Annotated in this window: 24 protein-coding genes, 2 pseudogenes and 1 riboswitch; of the genes and pseudogenes, 14 read left to right on the plus strand and 12 right to left on the minus strand. The window is 69.6% G+C overall.

The annotated features are described in order from the left end of the window. The first annotated feature begins 28 nt into the window (after positions 1-28). The 4 genes from ACH5AF_RS04700 (at position 29) to ACH5AF_RS04715 (ending at position 2,361) form a co-directional block, all read left to right on the plus strand. The gene (locus ACH5AF_RS04700; RefSeq protein ID WP_398899943.1) at positions 29-385 is read left to right on the plus strand and encodes a DUF4180 domain-containing protein; all 357 of its coding nucleotides are present in this window, start codon (positions 29-31) and stop codon (positions 383-385) included. Positions 386-546: 161 nt separating this feature from the next. Next, positions 547-921, plus strand: a complete 375-nt coding sequence (locus tag ACH5AF_RS04705; RefSeq protein WP_398899945.1) for a VOC family protein — start codon at positions 547-549, stop codon at positions 919-921. Between the two features lie 280 nt (positions 922-1,201). After that, entirely contained in the window at positions 1,202-1,993 is a 792-nt protein-coding gene (locus ACH5AF_RS04710) for an SDR family NAD(P)-dependent oxidoreductase (protein ID WP_398899946.1), read from the plus strand. Positions 1,994-2,142: 149 nt separating this feature from the next. After that, complete coding sequence (locus tag ACH5AF_RS04715) at positions 2,143-2,361, plus strand: hypothetical protein (protein WP_398899948.1); 219 nt, start codon at positions 2,143-2,145, stop codon at positions 2,359-2,361. Between the two features lie 129 nt (positions 2,362-2,490). Further along, positions 2,491-2,658: riboswitch (TPP riboswitch) on the minus strand. Between the two features lie 226 nt (positions 2,659-2,884). Here the strand turns inward: ACH5AF_RS04715 and ACH5AF_RS04720 are convergent. From ACH5AF_RS04720 to ACH5AF_RS04735, 4 genes are all read right to left on the minus strand, one after another. Then, entirely contained in the window at positions 2,885-3,259 is a 375-nt protein-coding gene (locus tag ACH5AF_RS04720; protein ID WP_398899949.1) for a hypothetical protein, read from the minus strand. 247 nt (positions 3,260-3,506) lie between these two features. Beyond that, entirely contained in the window at positions 3,507-3,842 is a 336-nt protein-coding gene (locus ACH5AF_RS04725) for a hypothetical protein (protein WP_398899950.1), read from the minus strand. 299 nt (positions 3,843-4,141) lie between these two features. Next, positions 4,142-4,351: a hypothetical protein gene (locus tag ACH5AF_RS04730; RefSeq protein WP_398899951.1), complete on the minus strand. Its 210-nt coding sequence runs from the start codon at positions 4,349-4,351 to the stop codon at positions 4,142-4,144. A gap of 42 nt (positions 4,352-4,393) precedes the next feature. After that, positions 4,394-4,639 carry a hypothetical protein gene (locus ACH5AF_RS04735; RefSeq protein WP_398899953.1) on the minus strand — a complete coding sequence of 82 codons (246 nt, stop codon included), beginning with the start codon at positions 4,637-4,639 and terminating at the stop codon, positions 4,394-4,396. Between the two features lie 271 nt (positions 4,640-4,910). Between ACH5AF_RS04735 and ACH5AF_RS04740 the strand changes: the two genes are divergently transcribed. After that, positions 4,911-5,744, plus strand: a complete 834-nt coding sequence (locus ACH5AF_RS04740) for an SDR family NAD(P)-dependent oxidoreductase (protein ID WP_398899954.1) — start codon at positions 4,911-4,913, stop codon at positions 5,742-5,744. A 250-nt stretch (positions 5,745-5,994) separates the two neighbouring features. Here the strand turns inward: ACH5AF_RS04740 and ACH5AF_RS04745 are convergent, their stop codons facing one another. The 3 genes and pseudogenes from ACH5AF_RS04745 to ACH5AF_RS04755 form a co-directional block, all read right to left on the minus strand. Further along, positions 5,995-6,372, minus strand: coding sequence for a DoxX family protein (locus ACH5AF_RS04745; protein WP_398899955.1), 378 nt, complete (start codon positions 6,370-6,372; stop codon positions 5,995-5,997). 150 nt (positions 6,373-6,522) lie between these two features. Continuing rightward, positions 6,523-6,921, minus strand: coding sequence for a hypothetical protein (locus tag ACH5AF_RS04750; protein ID WP_398900470.1), 399 nt, complete (start codon positions 6,919-6,921; stop codon positions 6,523-6,525). 43 nt (positions 6,922-6,964) lie between these two features. Further along, positions 6,965-7,213 (minus strand): annotated as a pseudogene (locus tag ACH5AF_RS04755) (LLM class flavin-dependent oxidoreductase); the annotation flags it as partial. On the opposite strand from ACH5AF_RS04755, the gene ACH5AF_RS04760 reads away from it, so the two are divergent. The 4 genes from ACH5AF_RS04760 to ACH5AF_RS04775 all read left to right on the plus strand — a co-directional run bounded on the left by ACH5AF_RS04760 (position 7,151) and on the right by ACH5AF_RS04775 (position 10,218). Further along, on the plus strand, positions 7,151-7,321 hold the full coding sequence (locus tag ACH5AF_RS04760) for a hypothetical protein (RefSeq protein WP_398900471.1): 171 nt from the start codon (positions 7,151-7,153) through the stop codon (positions 7,319-7,321). The pseudogene ACH5AF_RS04755 and the gene ACH5AF_RS04760 overlap by 63 nt on opposite strands. 68 nt (positions 7,322-7,389) lie before the next feature. Further along, positions 7,390-7,911, plus strand: a complete 522-nt coding sequence (locus ACH5AF_RS04765; RefSeq protein ID WP_398899956.1) for a MarR family winged helix-turn-helix transcriptional regulator — start codon at positions 7,390-7,392, stop codon at positions 7,909-7,911. A 179-nt stretch (positions 7,912-8,090) separates the two neighbouring features. Next, on the plus strand, positions 8,091-9,530 hold the full coding sequence (locus tag ACH5AF_RS04770) for a sensor histidine kinase (RefSeq protein WP_398900440.1): 1,440 nt from the start codon (positions 8,091-8,093) through the stop codon (positions 9,528-9,530). 7 nt (positions 9,531-9,537) lie between these two features. Beyond that, positions 9,538-10,218 carry a response regulator gene (locus ACH5AF_RS04775; RefSeq protein ID WP_398899957.1) on the plus strand — a complete coding sequence of 227 codons (681 nt, stop codon included), beginning with the start codon at positions 9,538-9,540 and terminating at the stop codon, positions 10,216-10,218. Positions 10,219-10,257: 39 nt separating this feature from the next. On the opposite strand, the pseudogene ACH5AF_RS04780 reads toward ACH5AF_RS04775, so the two are convergent. The 4 genes and pseudogenes from ACH5AF_RS04780 to ACH5AF_RS04795 all read right to left on the minus strand — a co-directional run. Then, positions 10,258-10,899: pseudogene (locus ACH5AF_RS04780) on the minus strand (phosphatase PAP2 family protein); the annotation flags it as partial. Between the two features lie 273 nt (positions 10,900-11,172). Further along, on the minus strand, positions 11,173-11,490 hold the full coding sequence (locus tag ACH5AF_RS04785) for a hypothetical protein (protein WP_398899958.1): 318 nt from the start codon (positions 11,488-11,490) through the stop codon (positions 11,173-11,175). A gap of 83 nt (positions 11,491-11,573) precedes the next feature. Then, positions 11,574-11,927, minus strand: a complete 354-nt coding sequence (locus ACH5AF_RS04790; protein ID WP_385424196.1) for a VOC family protein — start codon at positions 11,925-11,927, stop codon at positions 11,574-11,576. Positions 11,928-12,246: 319 nt separating this feature from the next. Next, positions 12,247-12,669: a VOC family protein gene (locus tag ACH5AF_RS04795; RefSeq protein ID WP_398899959.1), complete on the minus strand. Its 423-nt coding sequence runs from the start codon at positions 12,667-12,669 to the stop codon at positions 12,247-12,249. 665 nt (positions 12,670-13,334) lie between these two features. On the opposite strand from ACH5AF_RS04795, the gene ACH5AF_RS04800 reads away from it, so the two are divergent. Beyond that, complete coding sequence (locus tag ACH5AF_RS04800) at positions 13,335-15,344, plus strand: ABC transporter ATP-binding protein (RefSeq protein ID WP_398899960.1); 2,010 nt, start codon at positions 13,335-13,337, stop codon at positions 15,342-15,344. Positions 15,345-15,454: 110 nt separating this feature from the next. Here the strand turns inward: ACH5AF_RS04800 and ACH5AF_RS04805 are convergent, their stop codons facing one another. After that, positions 15,455-15,868, minus strand: a complete 414-nt coding sequence (locus tag ACH5AF_RS04805) for a DUF2267 domain-containing protein (RefSeq protein ID WP_398899961.1) — start codon at positions 15,866-15,868, stop codon at positions 15,455-15,457. Between the two features lie 336 nt (positions 15,869-16,204). Between ACH5AF_RS04805 and ACH5AF_RS04810 the strand changes: the two genes are divergently transcribed. The 4 genes from ACH5AF_RS04810 to ACH5AF_RS04825 all read left to right on the plus strand — a co-directional run. Next, positions 16,205-16,582: a hypothetical protein gene (locus ACH5AF_RS04810; protein ID WP_398899962.1), complete on the plus strand. Its 378-nt coding sequence runs from the start codon at positions 16,205-16,207 to the stop codon at positions 16,580-16,582. Between the two features lie 879 nt (positions 16,583-17,461). After that, the gene (locus tag ACH5AF_RS04815; protein WP_398899963.1) at positions 17,462-18,331 is read left to right on the plus strand and encodes an arpA protein; all 870 of its coding nucleotides are present in this window, start codon (positions 17,462-17,464) and stop codon (positions 18,329-18,331) included. 53 nt (positions 18,332-18,384) lie between these two features. Beyond that, complete coding sequence (locus ACH5AF_RS04820; RefSeq protein WP_398899964.1) at positions 18,385-19,236, plus strand: class I SAM-dependent methyltransferase; 852 nt, start codon at positions 18,385-18,387, stop codon at positions 19,234-19,236. A 23-nt stretch (positions 19,237-19,259) separates the two neighbouring features. Next, the coding region (locus tag ACH5AF_RS04825; RefSeq protein WP_398899965.1) for a choline/carnitine O-acyltransferase at positions 19,260-21,104 on the plus strand (1,845 nt) is incomplete at its 3' end.

Raw genomic sequence — 21,104 nt, forward strand, 5'->3', positions numbered from 1 at the left:
TCCGCGAACAGAACTAGCCTTGCCTGCCATGACCACTCTGGAGAAGATCCGTGACGTTTCCGTCCTGATGTGCGCCTCCGAGGGCGAGACGATTCGCAGCGAACGCGACGTCCTGGATCTCGTCGGCAATGCCGCGTACCAGGGTGTCCAGTGGGTCGTCGTCCCCGCGGGACGATTCGACGAGGCGTTCTTCCTTCTGCGCACGCGCGTCGCCGGCGACATTATCCAGAAGTTCGTCAACTACCGTGTGGGGCTGGCGGTTCTCGGCGACATCTCCCGGCATACGGAGGCGAGTTCCGCGCTGCGGGACTTCGTGCGTGAGTGCAACCGCGGCCGGCAGACGTGGTTTCTGGCCGACATCGAGGAGCTGCGGGAGCGGCTCTGACACGGACGGGCTTGATCCAGGGCTTCATCGCCCGCCGGAGAACCGGTGCGGCATGCTGCGGACCGGGGTGGAGGTGGGCGGCAGCTCACTACGACCGGGCCGGTCGGGGGGCGTTGGGAAATGTGTCGCGCCGGGTGAATCCCGCGCCGTAGCCTCCCGGAATGGGATCTCTGGTACGACACATCACGATCGACAGCGCCGACGCCTACCAACTGGGCGCTTTCTGGGCCGAGGTGCTCGACGGCACGGTCCATGAGGACGACAAGCCGGGTGACGAGGAAGTACTGGTCGCCGGCGCGGGCGGGACGCTGTTGTTCGTGACCGTTCCCGAGCGGAAGGCGGCCAAGAACCGGGTCCATCTGGATCTCCAGCCACAGGACCGCACCCGTGACGAGGAGGTCGGCCGCCTGCTGGCACTCGGCGCGACGCTGGTGGGCGACCACCGCGTCCCGGACGGACGGGGCTGGGTGACGCTGGCGGACCCGGAAGGCAATGAGTTCTGCGTGGAGCGCAGTGCGGCGGAGCTGGCGGGATGAGGGACCGGACGGTCCCACACCGCCCGCCGTCGTCATCGACTACTCCGACGAGGCCATCGCGCCGTGCCTGACGTTCCGCGGTGAACCGGTCCGCGCCTGCGTGTCGGAGTGGGCGTGGTCAGGGGTGCTCGGGCTGCTGTGGATTCGACATGTCCGCTCCTTCACGAGAAGAAAGGCGTGCACACCACCGCGTGCCCGGGGCGCCGGGGGGCGAACCGGCCGTACCCGGAATCGGCCGGCAGGGCAGGTAGCGTCCGGAGATCCGGGTAGCCGCAGCGGTATGAACGGAACCAACCCCCTGGCAGTCGTCACCGGTGCTTCCAGCGGCATCGGTTTCGAACTGGCCAAGCAATTCGCACGGCACGGCTACGACCTGGTGATCGCCGCCGAGGACGCCGCTCTCGACTCCGCCGCCGTCACTCTTCGTGATCAGGGGACCGATGTCCGTACGGTGCGGGTGGACCTCGCCACGTACGACGGAGTGGAGACCCTGTGGGGCGCGCTCTCTGCCGCGAGCCGGCCCGTGGACGCTCTGGTGCTCAACGCGGGAGTGGGACGGGGCGGAGCGTTCCTGGAAACCGACCTCGCCGACGAGGCCCGCATCATCGACCTCAACATCACGTCGACCGTGCACCTCGCCAAACGCGTCCTGCCCGGCATGGTCGCCCGTGACCGGGGACGCGTACTCATCACCTCCTCGATCGCTGCGACGACGCCCGGCTCGTTCCAGTCGGTCTACAACGCGTCCAAGTCCTTCCTGCAGTCCTTCGCCCAAGCCCTGCAGAACGAGTTGAAGGACAGCGCCGTGACGGTGACCTCCCTGATGCCCGGCCCCACGGAGACGAACTTCTTCAGGCGCGCGGAGATGCTGGACACGAAGGTCGGGCGCGCCAAGAAGGACGACGCGGCCCAGGTCGCCGAGCAGGGGTACGACGCGCTCATGGCCGGCAGGCCCAAGCTGGTGGCGGGTTCACTGAAGACCAAGGCCCAGGGCGTCGCCAACCGCGTCCTCCCCGACCGGGTGAAGGCCGCCGGCCATCGGCGCATGGCGGAGCCCCGTCGCGGCCGCTGACGTCGTCACGCGAGGCTCGGCCGGCTGTCGGCGGGACTGACGGCTTGCGCCCCCGCTCCCCGTCGCCCGGTGGGGGCGGGCTGGTGGCCGGCCGCGCGGGTGGCCGATCGGGGTGTGCGTCAGTCCGGGTGTCACGGCAGGCTGGGAGTGTGAGCAACCACGTGGGTACCCCGATCGTCGTCACCGGCGTCATCCCCGGCGACCCGCCGTTCCGGGTCGTCCAGCTGTACGGCGAGCCGGCAGGCATCGCGCACGACATGCTGGACGTGATCCGGCTGGCGCATGAGGCAGGGCTGAAGCCTGTGGATCTCGACGACCCGGCAGTGGTGAGGTGGGTGGGCGGCGGGAAGTACCACTGGACCCCTTGACTGGACACCCCGTGACTGGACCCGGTGATCGCTTGAAATCCGTGTCCGCTGTCGGCGGGTCGCCAGCAGCGCGGGGCGAATCACCACGGCACCGCAGCCGCGCTGCACCACTGCACGGCAGCACAAAAGCGACCCACGAAACGGGCTCCCTGCGCCGGCATTGTCCGGATCAGGTAATAGGGGTCGTCTTCCGGTCTCCCCGACCTTCAGACCTCTCAGCCCGACCGTCGACGTCGGCCCCGGCGGAATCACTCCGCCAAAGTCGGCTACTCCGGTCGAACTCCCTCGCTCGCTTCGTAGGTCTAACAAACAGACTACCCCGCACAGCGCCCGGCAAAAGCCCTCGAAGCATGATTTTTTGCCCCTGGCACGGGCCCCACTCGGGGCCTCACCGCCCTGTCCGGGATGTCACGCCTGTCACTGACAACATGCGATCGGCCGCGTACGAAGCGCATCCGGGATACGGCGGACGGGCCCGCTCGGGTGCTCTGCGCTCCGGGCGGGCCCTCCGTACGGTGTCGGTTCAGAAGATGCAGCGGTGCGGCGAGCCGTTGCCCGACAGGTGTTCGTCCCATACCCAGCCGGCTCCGGGCACGTAGGACCACGTGTTGCCGTACTCGTTGACGATGAAGCACCTCACCTCGACGGTCGCGCTCTGCCGGTAGGTCTCCAGGCGGTAGCACTCGCCGTAAGGGCCCGTACGCAGCGGGGCATCACGCAAAGCGGTGTGGGCCGTGGTGTACGGGTTGTCGGCGCGAGTGGGAGCCGCCTGACTGCACCGGTCCGCGGTGGCCGCGGCGGCCGTGGTGACCGCCGTGGCGTTGATCGTGACCGCGGCGGCCGACATGGCGAGCGCTGCCGCGGTGATACGGAATCGGGCCATCGGGATAGGGGACATGGTGGTTGCCTCCTGGTCGCCTGCTGGACGCGTTGCTGCGCCGCTCCCTCCGCCGCTCGGGGCAGTGGCGTGGCGGCGCCGGGACACCGTTGCATGCGCCCGTTGCCGTTCGGGAGGCTCTTCCCTGTCCGGGACGTGTCCCGGACAGGGAAGGCCCCGGGACCCGCAGTTGGTGTCACCACGTCGGCGTCCACGAACGAACACGCCCCTGACCGCCCCTGCCGCGGCGTTCGTGGCCGCGCGCGGCTCACACGGTGCGGGCGATCCACCGCCGGAGTGCGGTGTGGATGGAGTCGTCCAGCGTGCACAGGGCGTCGATGGCGTCGAGGTCGCCCGGCAGCGGAGCGATGCCGGCCATGGTGAGCGCGGCATGCAGGTCGAGCCGGCGACGGTCCTCCGGCTCCAGCGGCATGGGGACGCGCCGACAGGGGTTCGGGGCGGGCAGGAAGTAGTCGCCGGACTCCGGGGTGCCGTGGGGCGTGTGCGTCGTCTGGGAGTGGTCGTCGATGACGGCGCCGGGAAAGCGGTACGGGTCGAACACCGCCTGCGGCGCCGTGGTGTGCGGAAATGCGTGTCCGGTCATGGGTGTCTCCTCAGTTGTCGGTCAACTGGGTGTGAGGACAGCCCGGCGGCCAACGGCGGTTGCGGTATACGTCCTTTGCCACCCGAATGCCCCCTATGACATCTCGTCACATGAGCGATGAACCGACAGGCGGAGGAACAGCGGCGGACAGGCCGGGGCTCATGTCCGACGCCACCACGGCCCTGACGCCGTGTACCCGCCGGATTCGCAGATGATCTCCGAGGTGCTGGTGGGGGCGCCCCCGAGACCGACATCCCTGCCGACGACCCGGTGCTCGCCTTGCCTTCGGCGGTCCCGGTTCAGGCGCCCGGTGACGGCTGCCGGCACAAGGAGCGGCGTTCCCTGCCGTCCCAGGCGGACCAGCCGAAGTCGGCGGGCGAGAGAGAGCCGCCCGCCAACTCGGCGCGGCCCGCGGCCCGGTAGGCCCACACCGCCGCGAGGTACGGGTGGTAGGCGTTGTGAACCTCCGCAGAGGACCAGGCCGCTCCCGCGGCGACCGCGCGGCGCAATGCGCGCAGTTGCTCGAACAGTGTCTGGGCCGCTCCGGCGACCTATGCGCTCGCGTCGACGAACAGTCGTTCCCGTACCTCGTGCACTCCGGCGTCGATCAGCGCCGCGCTGCTGTCGGCCTCCAGGTCGGCATCGGGGTCAAGGCCTTGCGCCAGCCGGCGCAGCCGGCTGTGGGCGGTACCGGCGGCAGCGATGAACTCGATGTACACCTCGCGCCGTCGCGCGGCCAGGCCACGATCGTCCTCGTGCCGCGTGCGCAGGCGATCGGCCAGGACGGTGCCGGACATCGCGACCGTGGCACCGCCGAGTGTTGCGACCAACGTCCCCCAGTCCACACCTGTCCCCTCCCCCGGGCAGCCGTCCCGGCACCGTAACAGTCCGCCGCCCGCGCCCACGCTCATGGCAGCGGATGCCGGAGAGCGACGCCGCTCACAGTCGGTACCGCGGGGAGGGGCACCGTGGCCGCGACCCCGTCCGCCGGCCGGCTGGTGGTGGTGGTGGCAACACCAGGCTCAGCGCACACTCCCCACGGCGTACACCAACTGCGACGATCGTGCCATGAACCGACGCACCACCTTGATCACCGGCGCGACGCAGGGTCTGGGCCGCGGTATCGCGCTCGACCTCGCCTCGCGCGGCGGCACGCTCCTGCTCCACGGCCGCGACCGCACCCGCCTCGACGCCGTCGCCGCCGAGGTCCGCGCCTCCGGCTCCGGTGCCACCGTACGCACCTATCTCGCGGATCTGTCCGACATCGACCAAGTGCACACGATGGCAGCCCAGATCCGTGCGGCGGAGCCACGGCTCGACGCGCTCGTCAACAACGCCGTTGCCGGTGGCGGCTCCCAGCCCTTGCGGCGGGAGCTGAGCAGGCAAGGGCACGAGCTGCGGTTCGCCGTGAACCACCTCGCCCCGTACGCCCTCACCCGTGCCCTGCTGCCGCTGCTCACCGCGTCCGCACCCGCCCGCGTGGTGAATGTGGCATCGATCGGGCAGGAGGCCGTCGACTTCGACGACGTCATGCTGGAGCAGGACTACGAGGGACTGCGCGCGTACTGCCGGAGCAAGCTCGCGCTGATCATGGCGAGTTTCGAGCTGGCGGCGGAACTCGACGGCAGCGGCGTCACGGTGAACACGCTGCACCCGGCCCATCTGATGGACACCGAGGGAGTACGCGCGTACGGACTCACACCGGCGACGAGCATTGACGAGGGCGTACGCCCGACGGTGCGGCTGATCACCGATCCGGTACTGGAGACCACGACCGGCCGCTATTTCGACCAGTTCACGGACACGCGCGCGCACGAGCAGGCGTACGACACCGCCGCCCGCCGACGCCTCATGGAACTGACGCGGCGTCTGGTCGCGGGACCTCAGGTTGCGTTGTCGTAGTCGGGGGGCCGCCCCCATGCTCTGCTCGTTGGACTGGATGCGTTCCTCGTCGGGATCGGCGAAGAGCATCGCACCTGCGGCCGCCGCCATCCGCCGCCATCGCTGTCGTCAGTGGGCCTTCCGGGCGGAACGGCGCGACCTCGGGGCGGCGGCATGTGGGGCACTGTCGCCGGCTCATGAGGCGAACCAACTGGAACCAGCGACGGCGCGCACGATCGGGCGCGCCGTCGCTGGTTCGTCGCTCGGTCTGTCAGAAGGCGTGTGGGCCGAAGCGGCCCCAGGCAACGACGGCGACCAGGGCGAGCAGGATCACGTTCATGACGAGAGCCTGGTTCTCCTTGCGGCGGGCGTGCACGGTCATGGCGCCGATCATCATCAGGATCAGCCCGGTGGCGGCCAGCGGGACGAGGACGGGGGCGATGTCCAGCAGGGCGGGGAGGACCAGGCCGATCGCGGCGAGTACCTCGGCGAGGCCGATCAGCTTGATCATGCCGGGGGAGAACTGCTGGGCCCAGGCCATGTTGGGGCCAGCGGCCAGCTTCTCCTTCGGCTGGAGCAGCTTTGCCGCGCCAGCGCCGAGGAAGAGGACGGCCAGCACGCTGGCGGTGATCCACAGGACGGCGTTCATGTTCTTTTCCTGACTGTTCGGCGCGCGATGGCGCGCTTCATGGGGTGGGCGTGGTGGTGGTCAGTGATGGGCTCGCGGAGTGGTGTGGCGCGGGCTTGGGCGAGCATGCGGCCGGAGCCTTAAGGCCGGGAAGCGGTCGAGCATCGCCCGCTAGTGGGCGGCGCCGGTGTTGGCGCCGAACAGCTCGGTGCCGGGCTGTATGCGCAAGCCTTCGGCCAGTGGCCCGGCCACGACCGGGTCGAAGCCGAGGCCCTCGACCACGGCCACGGCCACGGTGAGGTCGTCCGGGTCGTCTCCGGCGATCGCGATCGCCTTGCGATCGGGGGCTCCGGACGGGCGGGCGCCTTCTTCAAGATCGTGACAACCCAGCTCCTTGGCCTCCTCGTCGGTGTCGGCAACGAATCCGGGCGAGTGCAACCCCACGGGGTGGGGGTGCTTGCCGAACTGGTCGGCGGCCCGCCGGTACAGGTCGATGTAGGGACCGAAGCGCTGGGGGGAGCCGCCGATGATCGCGAGCATGAGCGGCAGGCCGTGCCGTGCGGTGCGCACGACCGACTGCGTAGCCGAACAGCGGCAAGGACTCGGTGAACGAGCCCCGGCCCGAGATCGCCTGGGCGCGGCCGTTGGAGATCGCGTCCACGGTGGCGAAGCACTGGCAGACGCGCACCGGGTCGTCGGAGCTCAGTACGGTCATGCCGGAGGCGAGCTTGATGCGCGAGGTGCGGGCGGCGATCCCGGCCAGGGCGGTCTCCGGGGTGGAGATCGAGTACTCCGGGCGGTGGCGTTCCCCGACGGCGACGACATCGATGCCGAGCCCGGCCTCTTCGACGACCTGCCGGATCGCGGCGGCGTGGGAGACCGGCGCGCCGGAGTCGTCCGCCGGGATGTCGCAGAAGGTGTCCAGGCCCAGTGCGAGACCTTCCATGGTGTTCACCTCCCCGATGATTGACGTGTCAATGTTTGCGAGTCAACTATGGGCCGATATGATTGACACGTCAAGCACGAGGGGATGTGACCATGCCGGGACGGAAGCTGCCCACCCGCGAGGAACTCCGCATCTGGCGGGAATTCGTCGAGACCACCGAGGCACTGCGCACGATCCTTACCACCCGCTTGCAGGACAACACCGGCCTGTCCCCGGGCGACTACACCATCCTGCTCGCGCTGAGCGAGGCCGAACAGGGCCGACTCCGCTCCTCCGACCTGGCCGTGGTGATCGGCTGGGAACGCAGCCGCCTGTCCCACCACCTGGGCCGCATGGAACGACGGGGGCTGATCCTTCGCGAGAAAAGCGCCACCGACAGCCGCGGCGCGGACATCCTCCTGACGCCCGCCGGCGCCAAGGCGTTCAATGCGGCGACCGTCCCGCAACTGCGCGCCGTCCGCGAGCTGTTCATCGACGCCCTGTCCCCCGAACAGCTCGCCGCCGCAGGCGAGATCGCCGCAGCCCTCAACACCCACCTCCGCCTGCGCCGCCCGAACACACATGCCCCCCAGCGAAACCCGGGCACCGAACCGCCGACCGCTGACGCCGGTTGAGCATGGAGGCATGAGCGATGAAGCGGAACCTGCGCGGCGCGACGTGTTCGCGGCCTAGATCTGCCACGGCGGCCGGGGCCAGATCCGCCAGGCGTACCGCGGTCGCCGGCGCAGATTGGACTTTCGGCAGTGGTCGGACGGCGCCCGATGTCCGTACCGTCACCTCCGTGGACAGCACAATGATCAACGGTGAGGCTGCGACCGGAACCCCTGTTTTACGGCGGGCACTTGATCCTGGAACCATTGTCACAGCGGCTACCGCGGTGGCCGCCGGTCTGAGCGTGATGAACCTCTGGTGGGCTGTCCCGACTGCCATCGCCGCGTTCCTGGCAGGACGACGGCCTGGGCGGACTGCGCCGACAGCGCTCGCCCTGGTCGCGATTCTCGCGGCCAGCGTGGTGGCCTTGTCCGTCGTTCCTGCTTGGCTCCCCCTGGCCAGCCGCTTTGTGACAGTGGTGGTCGCAGCCACGATGCTGCCCTGGTTCGCGGGCCGGTTCTGGTGCCAGTATCAGCAGCTTGTCCGGGCCGGGTGGGAGCGCGCCGATCAGCTGCAACGCGAGCACCAACTGATCGCTGATCAAGCCCGGCTGCGCGAGCGGGCACGTATCGCCCAGGACATGCACGACGTACTCGGCCATGACCTCAGCCTGATCGCCCTGTCGGCCGGCGCACTCAAACTCGCGCCGGACCTTGAAGAACACCACCAAAGGGCCGCAGGAGACATCCGAGCCAGAGCCGCGGCCGCGGTGGAGCGTCTCGGCGAGGTGATCGGTGTCCTGCGTGAGGAGACCGACACAACGCCGATGGACCCCAACAACTCCAGCCTCACGAGTCTGACCTCCGAGGCTTCCGCGGCCGGCCTCACGGTGGAGTTGCGCATCAACGGCGAGGCGGACGACCTGCCGCCCGTGGTCAAACGGGCGGCTCACCGGGTCGTGCAGGAAGCTCTGACCAACGTTGCCAAGCACGCGTCCGGCGCGACCGCGACTGTCCACGTGACGCATGCGGCAGCAGAAACACAGGTCGTCGTGGAGAACGGCCCGCCATCGTCTGCGTCCAACCAGCGGCCCCGGCCTCGGAGCGGAGGGCGTGGCCTTATCGGTCTCGAAGAACGTATGCGGTTGACCGGCGGTTCGTTCGACCACGGCCCGCGCGACGGAGGCTACGCAGTCGTCGCGCGTATCCCGCACACACCCTCGCCGCCGCCAGCGCCGCTCTCGCCCTCAGCCGCTCGCGGTGACGAGTTGCCGCAGGAACACCGCCGCGCTCGGCGCCGGGTCGGCCGGGCCCTGGTCGCCGCGGTCATGGTGCCCCTCGTAACGGGAGCTTTGTTGAGCGGAGCTCTCACGGGCTGGGAGATGATGTCGGCGTCACAGTCGGTCCTGGACCCACGCGACTATGCCCGCCTGCATGTGGGGCAAGTTCGTTCCGAGGTGGAGCGTTTCCTGCCGGACCGCCAGACGAACTATCGACCGCTGACTGCCGAGCCGACGGGAGACGGCATAACGTGCGAGTACTACACGATGACGGCCGACCGGTTCGACGACCGGTCAGGCGACGCCTACCAGCTCTGCTTCCGGAAGGACACCCTGGTGTCCCTGGACACGATCACCCCGTGAGCGACCGATGATCCGGGTGCTGATCGCCGACGACGAGCCGATGATCCGCGCAGGGGTACGCGCAGTCCTGGCCACGGATCCGGATATCGAAGTCGTCGCCGAGGCCGTCGACGGGCACGACGCCGTGGAACTGGTCCAACGCCATCGTCCCGCGGTGGCGGTACTCGATATCCGCATGCCAGGGCTCAACGGCATCGACGCCGCCGCGGAAATCCGCAACACAGTGCCGACCACGAGCATCATCATGCTGACGACCTTCGGCGAGGACGACTACATCCTCAAGGCGCTCGGCGGTGGTGCAGCAGGCTTCCTGATCAAGTCGGGCGAGCCAGAGGAACTGATCACCGGAGTCCGTGCGGTGGCCGAAGGCGCCGCCTACCTGTCACCGAAGGTCGCGGCCCGGGTCATCGCGCACCTCGCCGCTACGGGCGCGGGCACCCTGGCCGGTCGGCGCTCCGCCGCCCGCCACCAGGTCAACGCCCTCACCGCTCGGGAAAGAGAGGTACTGGCCTTCCTCGGAAGCGGCCTGTCCAACGGGCAGATCGCCCGGCGGCTCCATGTGGTGGAGGGAACGGTCAAAGCCCACGTGAGCTCCATCCTGGCGAGGCTGGGCGTCGACAACCGGGCCGCTGCCGCGGTGGTGGCCCACGAGGCCGGGATCATTCCGCCGCAACCTTCCCAGCCGTGATGCCGCCCCCTGGGCAAGGGGCATGAACGCGAGCAGCACCGCCGCCACGACAGCGCCGCCGAGCGTCGCGCCGGCGAGCACATCGTGCGGGTAATGAACCCCCACCAGCACACGCAGCAGCGCGGCAGCCCCGGCCAGCGGCAGCGTGATCGCGGCGAGGCGGGGCCGCAGCACGGCGAGACCGACGGCCAGGCCGGCGGCCAGGGTGACGTGGTTGCTCGGGAACGACCAGTCCCCTGCTCCGGGGCATTCCGCGACATATTCGGCGCCTGCGCCTAACGCACGGCAAGGACGCTCCTCGTCCACGACGAGCTTCACCGCTTCGCTCACCGCATAGCCCGCGACGGTGCCGAGACCGGTCAGGACGGATCCGGCGACCTCCCGTGTGTCTTTGCGGCGGATTGCCGTCCACCACATCCAAACCAGCAACATTCCGAGGATCACCAAAGTGCCCTCGGTGGCCACTTCCAGGAGCGGGCCCAGCCACGACGGTGCATCCGCCACCGTCCCGGCCACCGACCGGTACGCGGACGCCGAAGCTCCACCCGTGACCTCGACAGCACCAGCCTGGCCCAGCCCACCGGGGGACAGCCAAGTGACAACTCCTGCTCCCACGCCCAGGACGGCCAACGCGCCGAGCAGCCGACCGGCTCGGACTTTCATTCGCGGTTCTCGTTCCATGAGGCCCGACCGTAGAAGCGGGAACAGCCGGGAACCCGAGCCGAACGGCAACACTGGCTCTTGACGATCGTCAGGGTTGACGGCTACGGGCACCTTCGTTCAGCGTCACCGGATACACACGGCGATCTTCAGCAAACCTTCGTTTTCTGAAGATCACCGGATGGGGGTCCGCGCACCCCTCCGGAGCCTTCAAAATGCCTGGGTCATTCAAGAACCCCGGACCACCGTTTTCTGACACGATTCGGGGTCAGTGACCCCCTGGAGCCACTCGGCTCACCCGAACTCCTCTTCGCCGAACCACGCGAGCGAGGCATCGGCTTCACCTCGCTCCACGAGAACCTCGACACCACCACCCCCGGCCGGCCGCCTCGTCTTCCACGTCTTCGCCGTCTTCGCCGCCCTCGCCGAGTTCATCCGTGAACTCATCGTCCAGGGCGCCGCGAGGGCCTGGCCGCCGCCCGCGCCCGCGGCCGGGTCGGCGGACGCCCCACCGTCGCCACCGAGGAAGTCATCCGCGCCGCCCGCGACCTCCTGCCCGACCCAGAAATGGGCGGCCACGGCCGGTGTGACCGAGGCCGAAGAACTGCGCACGGCCGACTGGCCAATGCCGCTGCTCCGCACGTCCGCGCCGCCCACCCCGACTGCTTCACCAACACCCCACCCAGGCATGAGCCTTACTGACGCCGCTGGCCAAGGACGCAGAACTCATTGCCTTCGGGGTCTGCCAGAACAACCCACGATTGATCACCCTGGCCAATATCAACACGCTGCGCGCCATGAGCCACCAGACGAGCCACCTCGGCGTCCTGGTCATCAGGCCTGAAGTCGAGGTGCAGTCGGCTCTTGGCCTTCTTGCTCTCATCAAGCCGGACGAAGTCCAACCCTGGCAGGCGATCCGGCTCCGGGCGGATCTCGAACTCCTCATCGGAGGAGTGGACAACAACCCAGCCAAGAGCCGTAGCCCACCACTGCCCCAAGGCAACCGGATCTACCGAGTGAACAATTACCTGTTCCCATTCCAAGGTCATCCGCCGAGCTTAGACCTGCCAGGGGTTCGCAGAACAGGCGCTCGGGCCTCCCTCATCGGGCTGAACCCGAGCGCCATTCCCCTCTCGGAGCCACCGCCACCCGCAGGTTCGGCGCACACCAGCGTTCTGATCCCGCGAACTCGCTGATTCCCGAGCACCCGAGCACCCGAGCACCCGAGCACCCGAGCCGGCCTAGGGTGTCCGGCACATCGTATGACCTGTGCGGATGTGGATGGTTGGCATGGTGGCCCCATCCGATGAACCGGCGGGGAGCCGGCTGCGTCGCCGGGCAGAGGGTCGGCGCAGGGCGGTCCGGTGCCTAGGGGCGGGCATAGGGCCGGGTCATGATCTCCATGTTGTGGCCGTCCGGGTCGTCGAAGTACGCGCCCCGGCCGCCGAAGAGGCGGTTGATCCGGCCGGGATCGGTGTGATCGGGGTCGGCGAAGTACGTGACCCCGACCGCGTCGAGGCGGGCGATCACGGCGTCGAACTGCTCATCGGGTACGAGGAACGCGTAGTGTTGCGACTGGATCGGCTCGTCGCGCAGCTCGTAGTAGTCGAGCGTCACGCCGTTGCCGAGGTCGACGGGCAGGAACGGCCCGAACGGTGCACCGACTTCCAGCCCGAGAATCGCGGCGATGAATTCGGCCGACAGGTGCCGGTCGCGGGCGTAGACGGCGGTGTGGTTGAGCTGGACGGTGGTAACGGGCAGCTCGTGCGGGTACTGCTTGTTCTGCGGCATGAGTGAGGGGTCTCCGAGTCCTGGGTGCCACTGTGTGAGGGGCGCCGTACGGGCGCCGGGAGTGGAAGACGCGGAGAGGGCAGGCGGGGCTCGTGCCCGCCTCGTGCTCACGCCGAGGCCGGGCGCCTCACTCGTGCATGGCCCATGGCCGACCCGGCAGTCACCTGGCCGACCTTAGTACCCGCACCATCCCCTCGGCAACGCCTGGCCGGCGCGGCAGCAATGTGCTTCCTGCGCCGCGCGCGGGGGCACCTCGGGCGACACGCCCCCTCACCGGCAGCAAGGTGCTTCCTGCGCCGCATGTGGGGTCACCCCGGACGACACGCCCCGGCGTCGTCGCGGCAGTTGCGCAGCAGGAGCGCATAGAACGGCCGGGGCGACGGTGAGCCGTAGTCCCACGAGGGCATACCGGCCGCTGCCTCGGGTCGGTACACCGCTGTCGTTCACCGGCGGCCCGCACCGCGAGCGCTGATGCCGTCAGTCGGTTGACCGTAGGTTCCCCCGCACCGAGCAGTTGCCGGGGGCCGTTCTCTGGGCATCTCCCTCCTCATGACCATTCAGGAGGCGCCCGTGAACGACCTGCCATTACCGCAACACCCGCCCGTCGCAAGTGCCGTACCCGACAAGAGCTCCTCCGCCTGCGCCTGTGAGGGCGGTGAGGTGGCGTGAAGAGGTTCTTCGGGCCGGTGCAGATGTCCGAGCCGAAGGTTTCGGCGGCCGAGGAGGAGTTGTTCGGGGGGCCGCTGCGGTACGACATGGGGTGGTCCGAACACGAGCGCGCCGGGCTGGACCTGACCATGGTCTCTGCCCTGCGTGCCATGCCGCGGCTGGTGTTCGGAACGCTGCGCCGTGCCTGGCGGGCGGACCGGCCGTCGCTGCTGGGTGTCGGGATCGCCGAGGTCGGGCAGGGCATCGCGGCGGCGGTGAGTCTGTTGGCCGTCAACGCGGTGATGCACGCCCTGTTGGGCACCGGCGACCCGGTCGACCGGCTGCGGGCCGCCCTTCCGGCCCTGATCACCGTCGCGGCCGTCGCCGTGGTCAACGCCGGCTTCGCGGGCTGGTCCACCTCCCGGGCCGGGCGCTTGGAACCGCTGGTGGAGCGGGTGGCGACCGTCGAGTACCTGGCGGCGGCCACCGCGGTGGAACTGGAGGCGATCGAGGACCCGGCGTTCCGCCGCCTGATCGATGTGGCACAGTACGGGGCCGAGTCCGCCCGGCGCATGATCGGGGCGTGTGTCGCCGCGCTCAACGGCACGATCGCGCTGATCGCCACGGCCGGGGTCCTCACCGTCCTGCATCCGGCGCTGCTGCCGATGCTGCTGCTGATCGCGGCCCCGCGCGGATGGGGTGCGATGCGGGTGGCGCAGGAGCGGTATGTGTCGGTGATGACGTGGGTCGAGCACTTGCGGGCCGGCCGCCTGATCGGCAGCCTCCTCACGGAGCGCAGCGCCGCCCAGGAGGTGCGGATCCACGGGGTCGGTTCGTTCCTGCTGGACCGCTACCGCGACATGGCGGAGAGTGCCGAGGCCGAGCAGAAGCGGCTCGCGGACGAAAAGGCGATCACCGAGCTGGTGGCGGCGGCGTTCTCCGGCCTGGCGGTAGCCGGCACGTACGCGGTGATGGGATGGCTCATCGTGGCCGGACACATGGAACTCGCGGTCGCAGGAACCGCGGTGATCGCGGTCCGCTCGGGTTCGGCGAGTCTGGGCGCGCTGGTGATGAACATCAACACGCTCCATGAGGAGTCCTTGTACGTCCAGGACCACGACCGGTTCCTGACCGAGGCGGCGGAGCGCGCGATCCCCACGACAGGCGCGTCCGTGCCCGCGCGGATGGACGATGTCGTCCTGGACGGGGTCGGTTACCAGTACCCCGACCGCGACGAACCGGCTCTGCACGAGGTGTCGTTGTCCGTGCCGATGGGGTCCGTGGTCGCGGTGGTCGGCGAAAACGGGTCGGGCAAGAGCACCTTGATGAAGATCCTCGCGGGGCTGCTGCTGCCGCAGAGCGGCGGCGTGCGCTGGGGCGGTGTGGAGCTGGCCGACCTGGACCGGGCCCAGCTCTTCCGGCGCGTCTGTCTGCTGACGCAGGACTTCCAACGCTGGCCCGTGACCGCCGCGATGAACATCCGGCTCGGTCGGCCCGAGCACGCCGCCACGGACAAGGAGCTTCGGCCTTCGGTCGACCATGCGGGGGCGTCGGCGGTCGTGGAGAAGTTGCCCCATGGGCTGCGCACGTTGCTTTCCCGGGTCTTCCGCGGTGCCTCGGAGATCAGTGGTGGCGAGTGGCAGAAGATCGGCCTGGCCCGTACCCACTGGCGTTCCGAGACCGGCGGGGCCGACAGCGTCCTGATCGTCGACGAACCGACCTCCGCGCTCGATCCGGAAGCGGAGATCGAGGCGTTCGAGCGCATCCGCCGCCTCGCCGGCCCTCGGCGGGCCGTCGTCCTCGTCACCCACCGCATGTCCGGGGTGCGCTACGCCGACAGCATCCATGTCCTGCACCGCGGGCGGCTGGTCGAACAGGGCAGTCACGACGAGCTGATGGCCGCCGACGGGCGGTACGCGGCGATGTTCCGCACCCAGGCCGCGCAGTACGCCCCGGTCGGCAGCCACACCCTCCCCAGCCCCGGCGCACCGGCACACCCGCGAGTCCCCGGCGCACCCACGGCGTGAGCCGCGCCGGCGAGCCACCCCGGTGAGCGGCGCCGTGGGGGCCAGTCGGCGCAGGCCGGGCCGTGCAGGCCGGGCCGTGCAGGCCGACACCGGCGGGCCGGTGTCGGCATTCACGCGGCCGCGGCCGCCCTCGCCGGGGCAAGTTCGGCCAGGCCGAACAGGAGGGCATAGCCGCGGGGCAGTTCGGCGAGGATACGGCGCGTGAGGGGTTCGCCCGCCTGCTGCGCGAGAAGGCTGAGGACGGTGCTCGTCGCCCAGCGCGCCTCGGGACGGCTGATGGGTGCGAGGCGGGCAGCGACCGCGTCCACGAAGTCGGGGGCGGTCAGGGGCTGGGCCAGCGGTATCTGGCGGCTGATCAGCAACGCCGCTTCCGCGGGCAGCAGGCGCGCCAGTTCGCAGCGTTCGTCGCCGCTGACGTGGCCGCCGAGGACAGTCAGCACTGCGCGCAGAACGCGTTCGGCTTCCGGGCCGGTGGCGTACCGGCCCGAGTAGCGCACCTGCTGGACGAGTTGCTGCCAGTGCACGGTTGGTGGTCCTTTCTCGGTCGACAGGGGCAGCCCCACGGAACGGCACGGGGGCTCGGCCGGCTCAGATGGCGTCGCGTCGAGCTGGGGGCGGGCGCTCGAGCTCGCGGAGGACGGGATCGGCGCGCATCACCATGACGAAACACCTCCAGCCGGTTCAGCCAGTAATGCCATGCGTTTCACCGGAGAACGTTTTAGCATGTCGTCCAAAAGACGACAAGAGCGATGTCATCCATCGGGCGACACACGGTGAGCCGCCCTATCGAGGCGACCCCTGACCTGCGCTGTGCTTACGCTGGGATTGCGGCGTCCCCCGTGCAAGGCAGGAGGCGCGTCATGGCGGGCAGCCATCGATTCCACATCGACCAGGACGGTCACTCCATAACGGTGCAGCTCAACGGCTCACGCAACGCCGTCGAGGTGCTGGTGGACGGCAAAGTGGTCGCCTACCGAAAGGGGCTCGGCAGGGACACCTCGGGGCTCACCGCCGAACTGCCCGGGGATCCGCCGCAGCCGTTCCGCATCCTGCTCGCCCCCGAGGCCGGCGCCCACGGAGCGCCGTTCTGCGTGATGGAAAGCGCCGGAACGCGTTACCTGATGCCGCTGGTGCCGCTGGGGCGGCCCCACCGAGGCGCACAGCACGGCCCGTCGCCCACCCGGCTCATACGGCGCCGGCTCCGCAGACTGATGCGGCGGCGGGCGAGGCACCGCTAGACCAACGTGTGTGACGACAGCCTGGACGTCCTTCTGGCGGCACTGCACGTGTTCATCGACGACCATGTGGCGCCCCGTCGCCGGATCGGGCGACCCCCGAAACTGACGGTCGCCGAGCTACGGTGCCTCGCGGTCGCCCAGGTCCTGGGACCCCGGCCGGAGTCTTCGCCCGGGCCGGCCAACGACTCCTCGCCCTGGCGGCCGGTATCCGGCACAACTGGACCACCGCCGCCACGATCAAAGATCGCTCACCCGGACCAACACCACCTGGCGACTCGCCACGGCCACCGCATGACGAAACGGGCCGCCCAGCCTGCGGCCGGACAGCTCGACAGGATTGTCAGCAGGCTTCCAGTCTGACGGCGGCAGGTTGCCAGCACGGTCGGCGGACCCGATTGGTCCGCCTCCCACAGGGTGGGGCGGCGTGGTGACGCCAGAGCGTCTGCGTCAACCTTGTGGGGGCAGGAATGCGCTGAGGCATCGATGCGATGAGGAGCGAGTCTTCGGGAAGGACCCGAAGTTCCGCTTCGGCGCGGCAACATGCCGGTGCTTCAGGCACCCAGGCACATTGTGCCCTCGGTCCGATTCGCCCTACGGCACCGCTGGGATGCCCCGCCCTTCACTCTCCGTACGGAAGCGTTCTTGGCGTGCGTGACGTTCCGTCGACGCCCCGTCAGTCCTCCCTGGTCATCTCAGTGGCCGACCAGGTGCGGCCCGAGTATGCCGCCCGGCATCGTGTGACGTGTCACAGACAACGGGGGCGGCTCTGTGGGAGCTTCGGCATGAGCTTCAACACTCTTATCTCTCATCGGAGTTGCTGAAGAGCCGCTCCGGGAGCATTCCGCTCGGGACGGTCCGCCCGCAAGTGGAGAGGATCGAATGAACACCTTGGAAGCCGTAACGCTCGACCAGGTGGTCGACACGGCTCGCTATCCCCTGTCGGAACCCGAGAGCGCCGAGGGACAGGCCGTGGTCGCCCGCGCCCGGCGCGAGTTGCTGACCCTCGGCTGCACCGTGCTGCCGGACTTCATCCGTCCGTCGCTCCGCGAAGTCCTGCGGCAGGAGTGCTCGGCCATCGCCCCCCGGGCCCATTACGACGTCGAAACCGTCAACGTCTACAACATTGCGGTGGACTCGGCGCTGCCCGAGGACCACCCCGGCCGGCGCACCTTCCAGCGGGGCAACGCCTTCGTCGCGCGGGACCGGGTCCCCCAGAGCTCCCTCATCAGCAGGCTCTACTCCCACCAGGTGTTCCAGGACTTCATCGCCCGCTGCTTCGGGCTGCCGCAGCTCCACGAGCTGGCGGACCCTCTCTCCGGGCTGGTTCTCAATGTCGTCGCGCCTGGCATGGAGCATCCCTGGCACTTCGACACGAATGAGTTCACCGTCAGCATGCTCACTCAGCAGGCGGAGGCCGGCGGCGTCTTCGAGTACTGCCCGAACATCAGGTCCGCGCACGACGAGCGCTTCGACGACGTCCGTGACGTACTGGACGGCCGTGGCGAGCGGCTGATCCGGAGCCTGCCTCTGCAACCCGGTGACCTGCAGCTGTTCAAGGGCCGCTACTCGCTGCACCGGGTGAGCCCCGTGCGCGGCGAGGTCGCCCGCCACTCCGCGATATTCGCCTACAGCGAGCGCCCCGGCGTCATCGGGAGCGTGGCACGGACCCGGCAGCTCTTCGGCCGCGTCCTGCCCGAGCATCTGGCGGTCGAAGGCCGGGCCGTGCGGGGCGACCTGCTGCTGGACTAGCGGTATCCCCACTCTGCGACCCACACCAAGCGATCAATGGAGGAGTCAGCCCTGTGCGTTTCGACGCGACCGGGAAAGTCTCGCTCGACCACATCTACACCCAGCCCGATCCGCGCAGCTATTTCAGTGTGCTGAGCCCGCTCGGTTACTGCATTCCCCAGCAGGCCAAGCCCTACTTCGCCAAACTGATCAAGGAGTACCGCGACTCGCAGCACGTCGCGGTCCCCCAGGTGCTGGACATCGGCTGTTCATACGGAATCAACGCCGCCCTGCTGAAGTACGACGCGACTATGGACGAGCTGTACGCGCGCTACGTCGGCCAGGAGCGCGCGGAAGAGAGCCGCGAAGCCCTGCTGGCCCGCGACCGGGAGCTGTCCCGGTCACGCCGCCCCGCGCAGCCCGTCCGCTTCGTCGGCCTCGACGCCTCCGGCAGCGCGCTGTCCTACGCGCTCGACGCCGGGTTCCTGGACGACGCGGTCCACGCCGACCTGGAGGTGCACGAGCCCACACCGCGGCAGCGCGCCCAGTTCGCTGGGACGGACCTGGTGATCTCGACGGGCTGCCTCGGCTACGTCACCGAGCGCACGCTCACCCGAGTGGTCCAGGCACAGGGCAGCCGCCGGCCCTGGATGGCGCACTTCGTCCTGCGGATGTTCCCATTCGACCCCGTCGAGCGCGCGCTGGCCGGGCTGGGATACCGGACCGTCCCTGTCGAAGGGGTCTTCAGACAGCGTAGGTTCGCCTCTTCCCAGGAGCAGGCGCTCGTGCTGGACAGGATGTCGGCCGCCGGGGTGAATGCGCGGGGCCTGGAGGCGGAAGGCTGGCTGTACGCACGGCTCTACCTCTCCCGGCCCGCTGACGGGGAAGCCACAGGTCCCCACGATCTGAATCGAGAGCAGAATTGAACACCAGTCAGGAAATGGCTGCCATGACGACCTTCTCCCAGGAGGCCGGCCTGCCGCGCGTGCCGCTGCCCACACTCGAGGCGAGCTGCGAGAGGTTTCTCGCCTGGTGCGAGCCGCTGCTGACCGCCGACGAGCTGGTGGCGACGGAGGCCGAGGTGGCCGCCTTCCTCCGGCCGGACGGCCCTGGCCGGGTCCTGCACGCGGCGCTCGAGGAGTACGACGCGGCGGAGGGCGTCCACAGCTGGCTCGACACCTTCTGGCCGTACCGCTACCTGGGCCGCCGGGACCGGATCGCACTCAACGCCAACTTCTTCTTCCTGTTCAAAGACACCGGCCGACCACAGGTGGAGCGCGCTGCCGGGCTCATCGCCGGGGCCGTCGACTACAAGCGGCAGCTCGATCAGGAGCTCATTCCGCCAGTGGTGCAGCGCGGGCAGCCCCAGTCGATGGAGCAGAACAAGTACCTGTTCTCCGCGACCCGTATCCCCGGCGCGGAACAGGACACCGTGCGCAGCCCCTACACCGACCAGTGGCCGGGCCCGTCCCGGGCCCGGCACATCGTGGTGTTCTTCCGGGGAGGCATGTTCCGCCTGGACGTGCTCGGCGCGGACGGCGTCCCGCACAGCCTCGAAGACCTCGAGGCAGGCCTGCACGCCGTGATGAAGGCTGGCGCCGAACCGGCCGCCGCGGGCGCCTCGGTGGGCCACCTCACCACCATGGCCCGCGCTCAGTGGGCGGCCGCCCGCCAGTCCCTGCTCGCCTGCCACCCCCGCAACGCGGACGCGCTCGACGACATCGAGACCGCCCTGTTCTGCGTCTGCCTGGAGGACTTCGCCCCTGCGGACACCCAGGAGGCCTGCGACCAGCTGCTGTACGGCGACCGCGGCAACCGCTGGTTCGACAAGGCGGTGTCCTTCATCGTCTTCGCCGACGGCCGCGCGGGCATCAACGTGGAGCACTGCGAGCTGGACGGCACCACCATCCTCAGCTTCACCGACGCCTTGCTGACCACCCCGGCCGAGGAGCACTCCCGCCGGTCCGGCGCGCGCTCCCAGGGGCTGCCGGCGCTGGAGCCGGTCGTCTTCGAACTTGACGACGCCCTGCGGGCCCAAGTTCGCTCGGCCGCCGACGCGTTCGCGGCGTACGGAGACAACACCGCCACCCGCATCGTGTCCTTCGACGACTTCGGCAGCAGTACGGCCAAGGCTCTGGGCGTCTCCCCGGACGCGTTCGTCCAGGTCGCCTACCAGCTCGCTCACCAGCGCGCCAAGGGACACCTCGGCGCTACGTACGAGTCGATCGCCACCCGCCAGTACCGGCGCGGGCGGACCGAGGCGATGCGCGTCGTCACCCCCGAGATGCACGAGTTCGTCGCGGCCATGACCGATCCGGCGGCTGACGCCGCCACCCGGCGCACCGCGTTCCGGGCCGCCGCCCAACGGCATGTGACGCGCGCGAAGGAATGCCAGCTCGGAGAGGCACCCGAGCAGCACCTGTGGGAACTGGAACTGATCCAGCGACGGCGCGGGGCCGAGCTGGGAGTGACCGAGCAGCCCGCGCTGTACCGCACTCCGGGCTGGCTGACGATGCGGGACGACTACCTGAGCACCAGCTCCGCACCGTCCGCCAACATCCAGCACTTCGGCTTCGGGGCGACGAGTGACCGGTGCATCGGCGTCGCGTATGTGCTGCTGCCGGAGCGGTTCAACCTCTACCTGAGCACACCGCTGGGGGTGGCCGACCAGATGCGGGCGTGGGGGGGGCCCCCCCCCCCCCCCGGGCCCCCCCCCCCCCCCGCCCGGGGGGGCCGCGCCCCCCGCCCGCGCCCGGCCCGCCCCCCCCCCGGGGGGGCCCCGCGCGCGCCGGCG

This window comes from Streptomyces sp. NPDC018833 (assembly GCF_044390825.1).
Classification (GTDB): Bacteria; Actinomycetota; Actinomycetes; order Streptomycetales; family Streptomycetaceae; genus Streptomyces.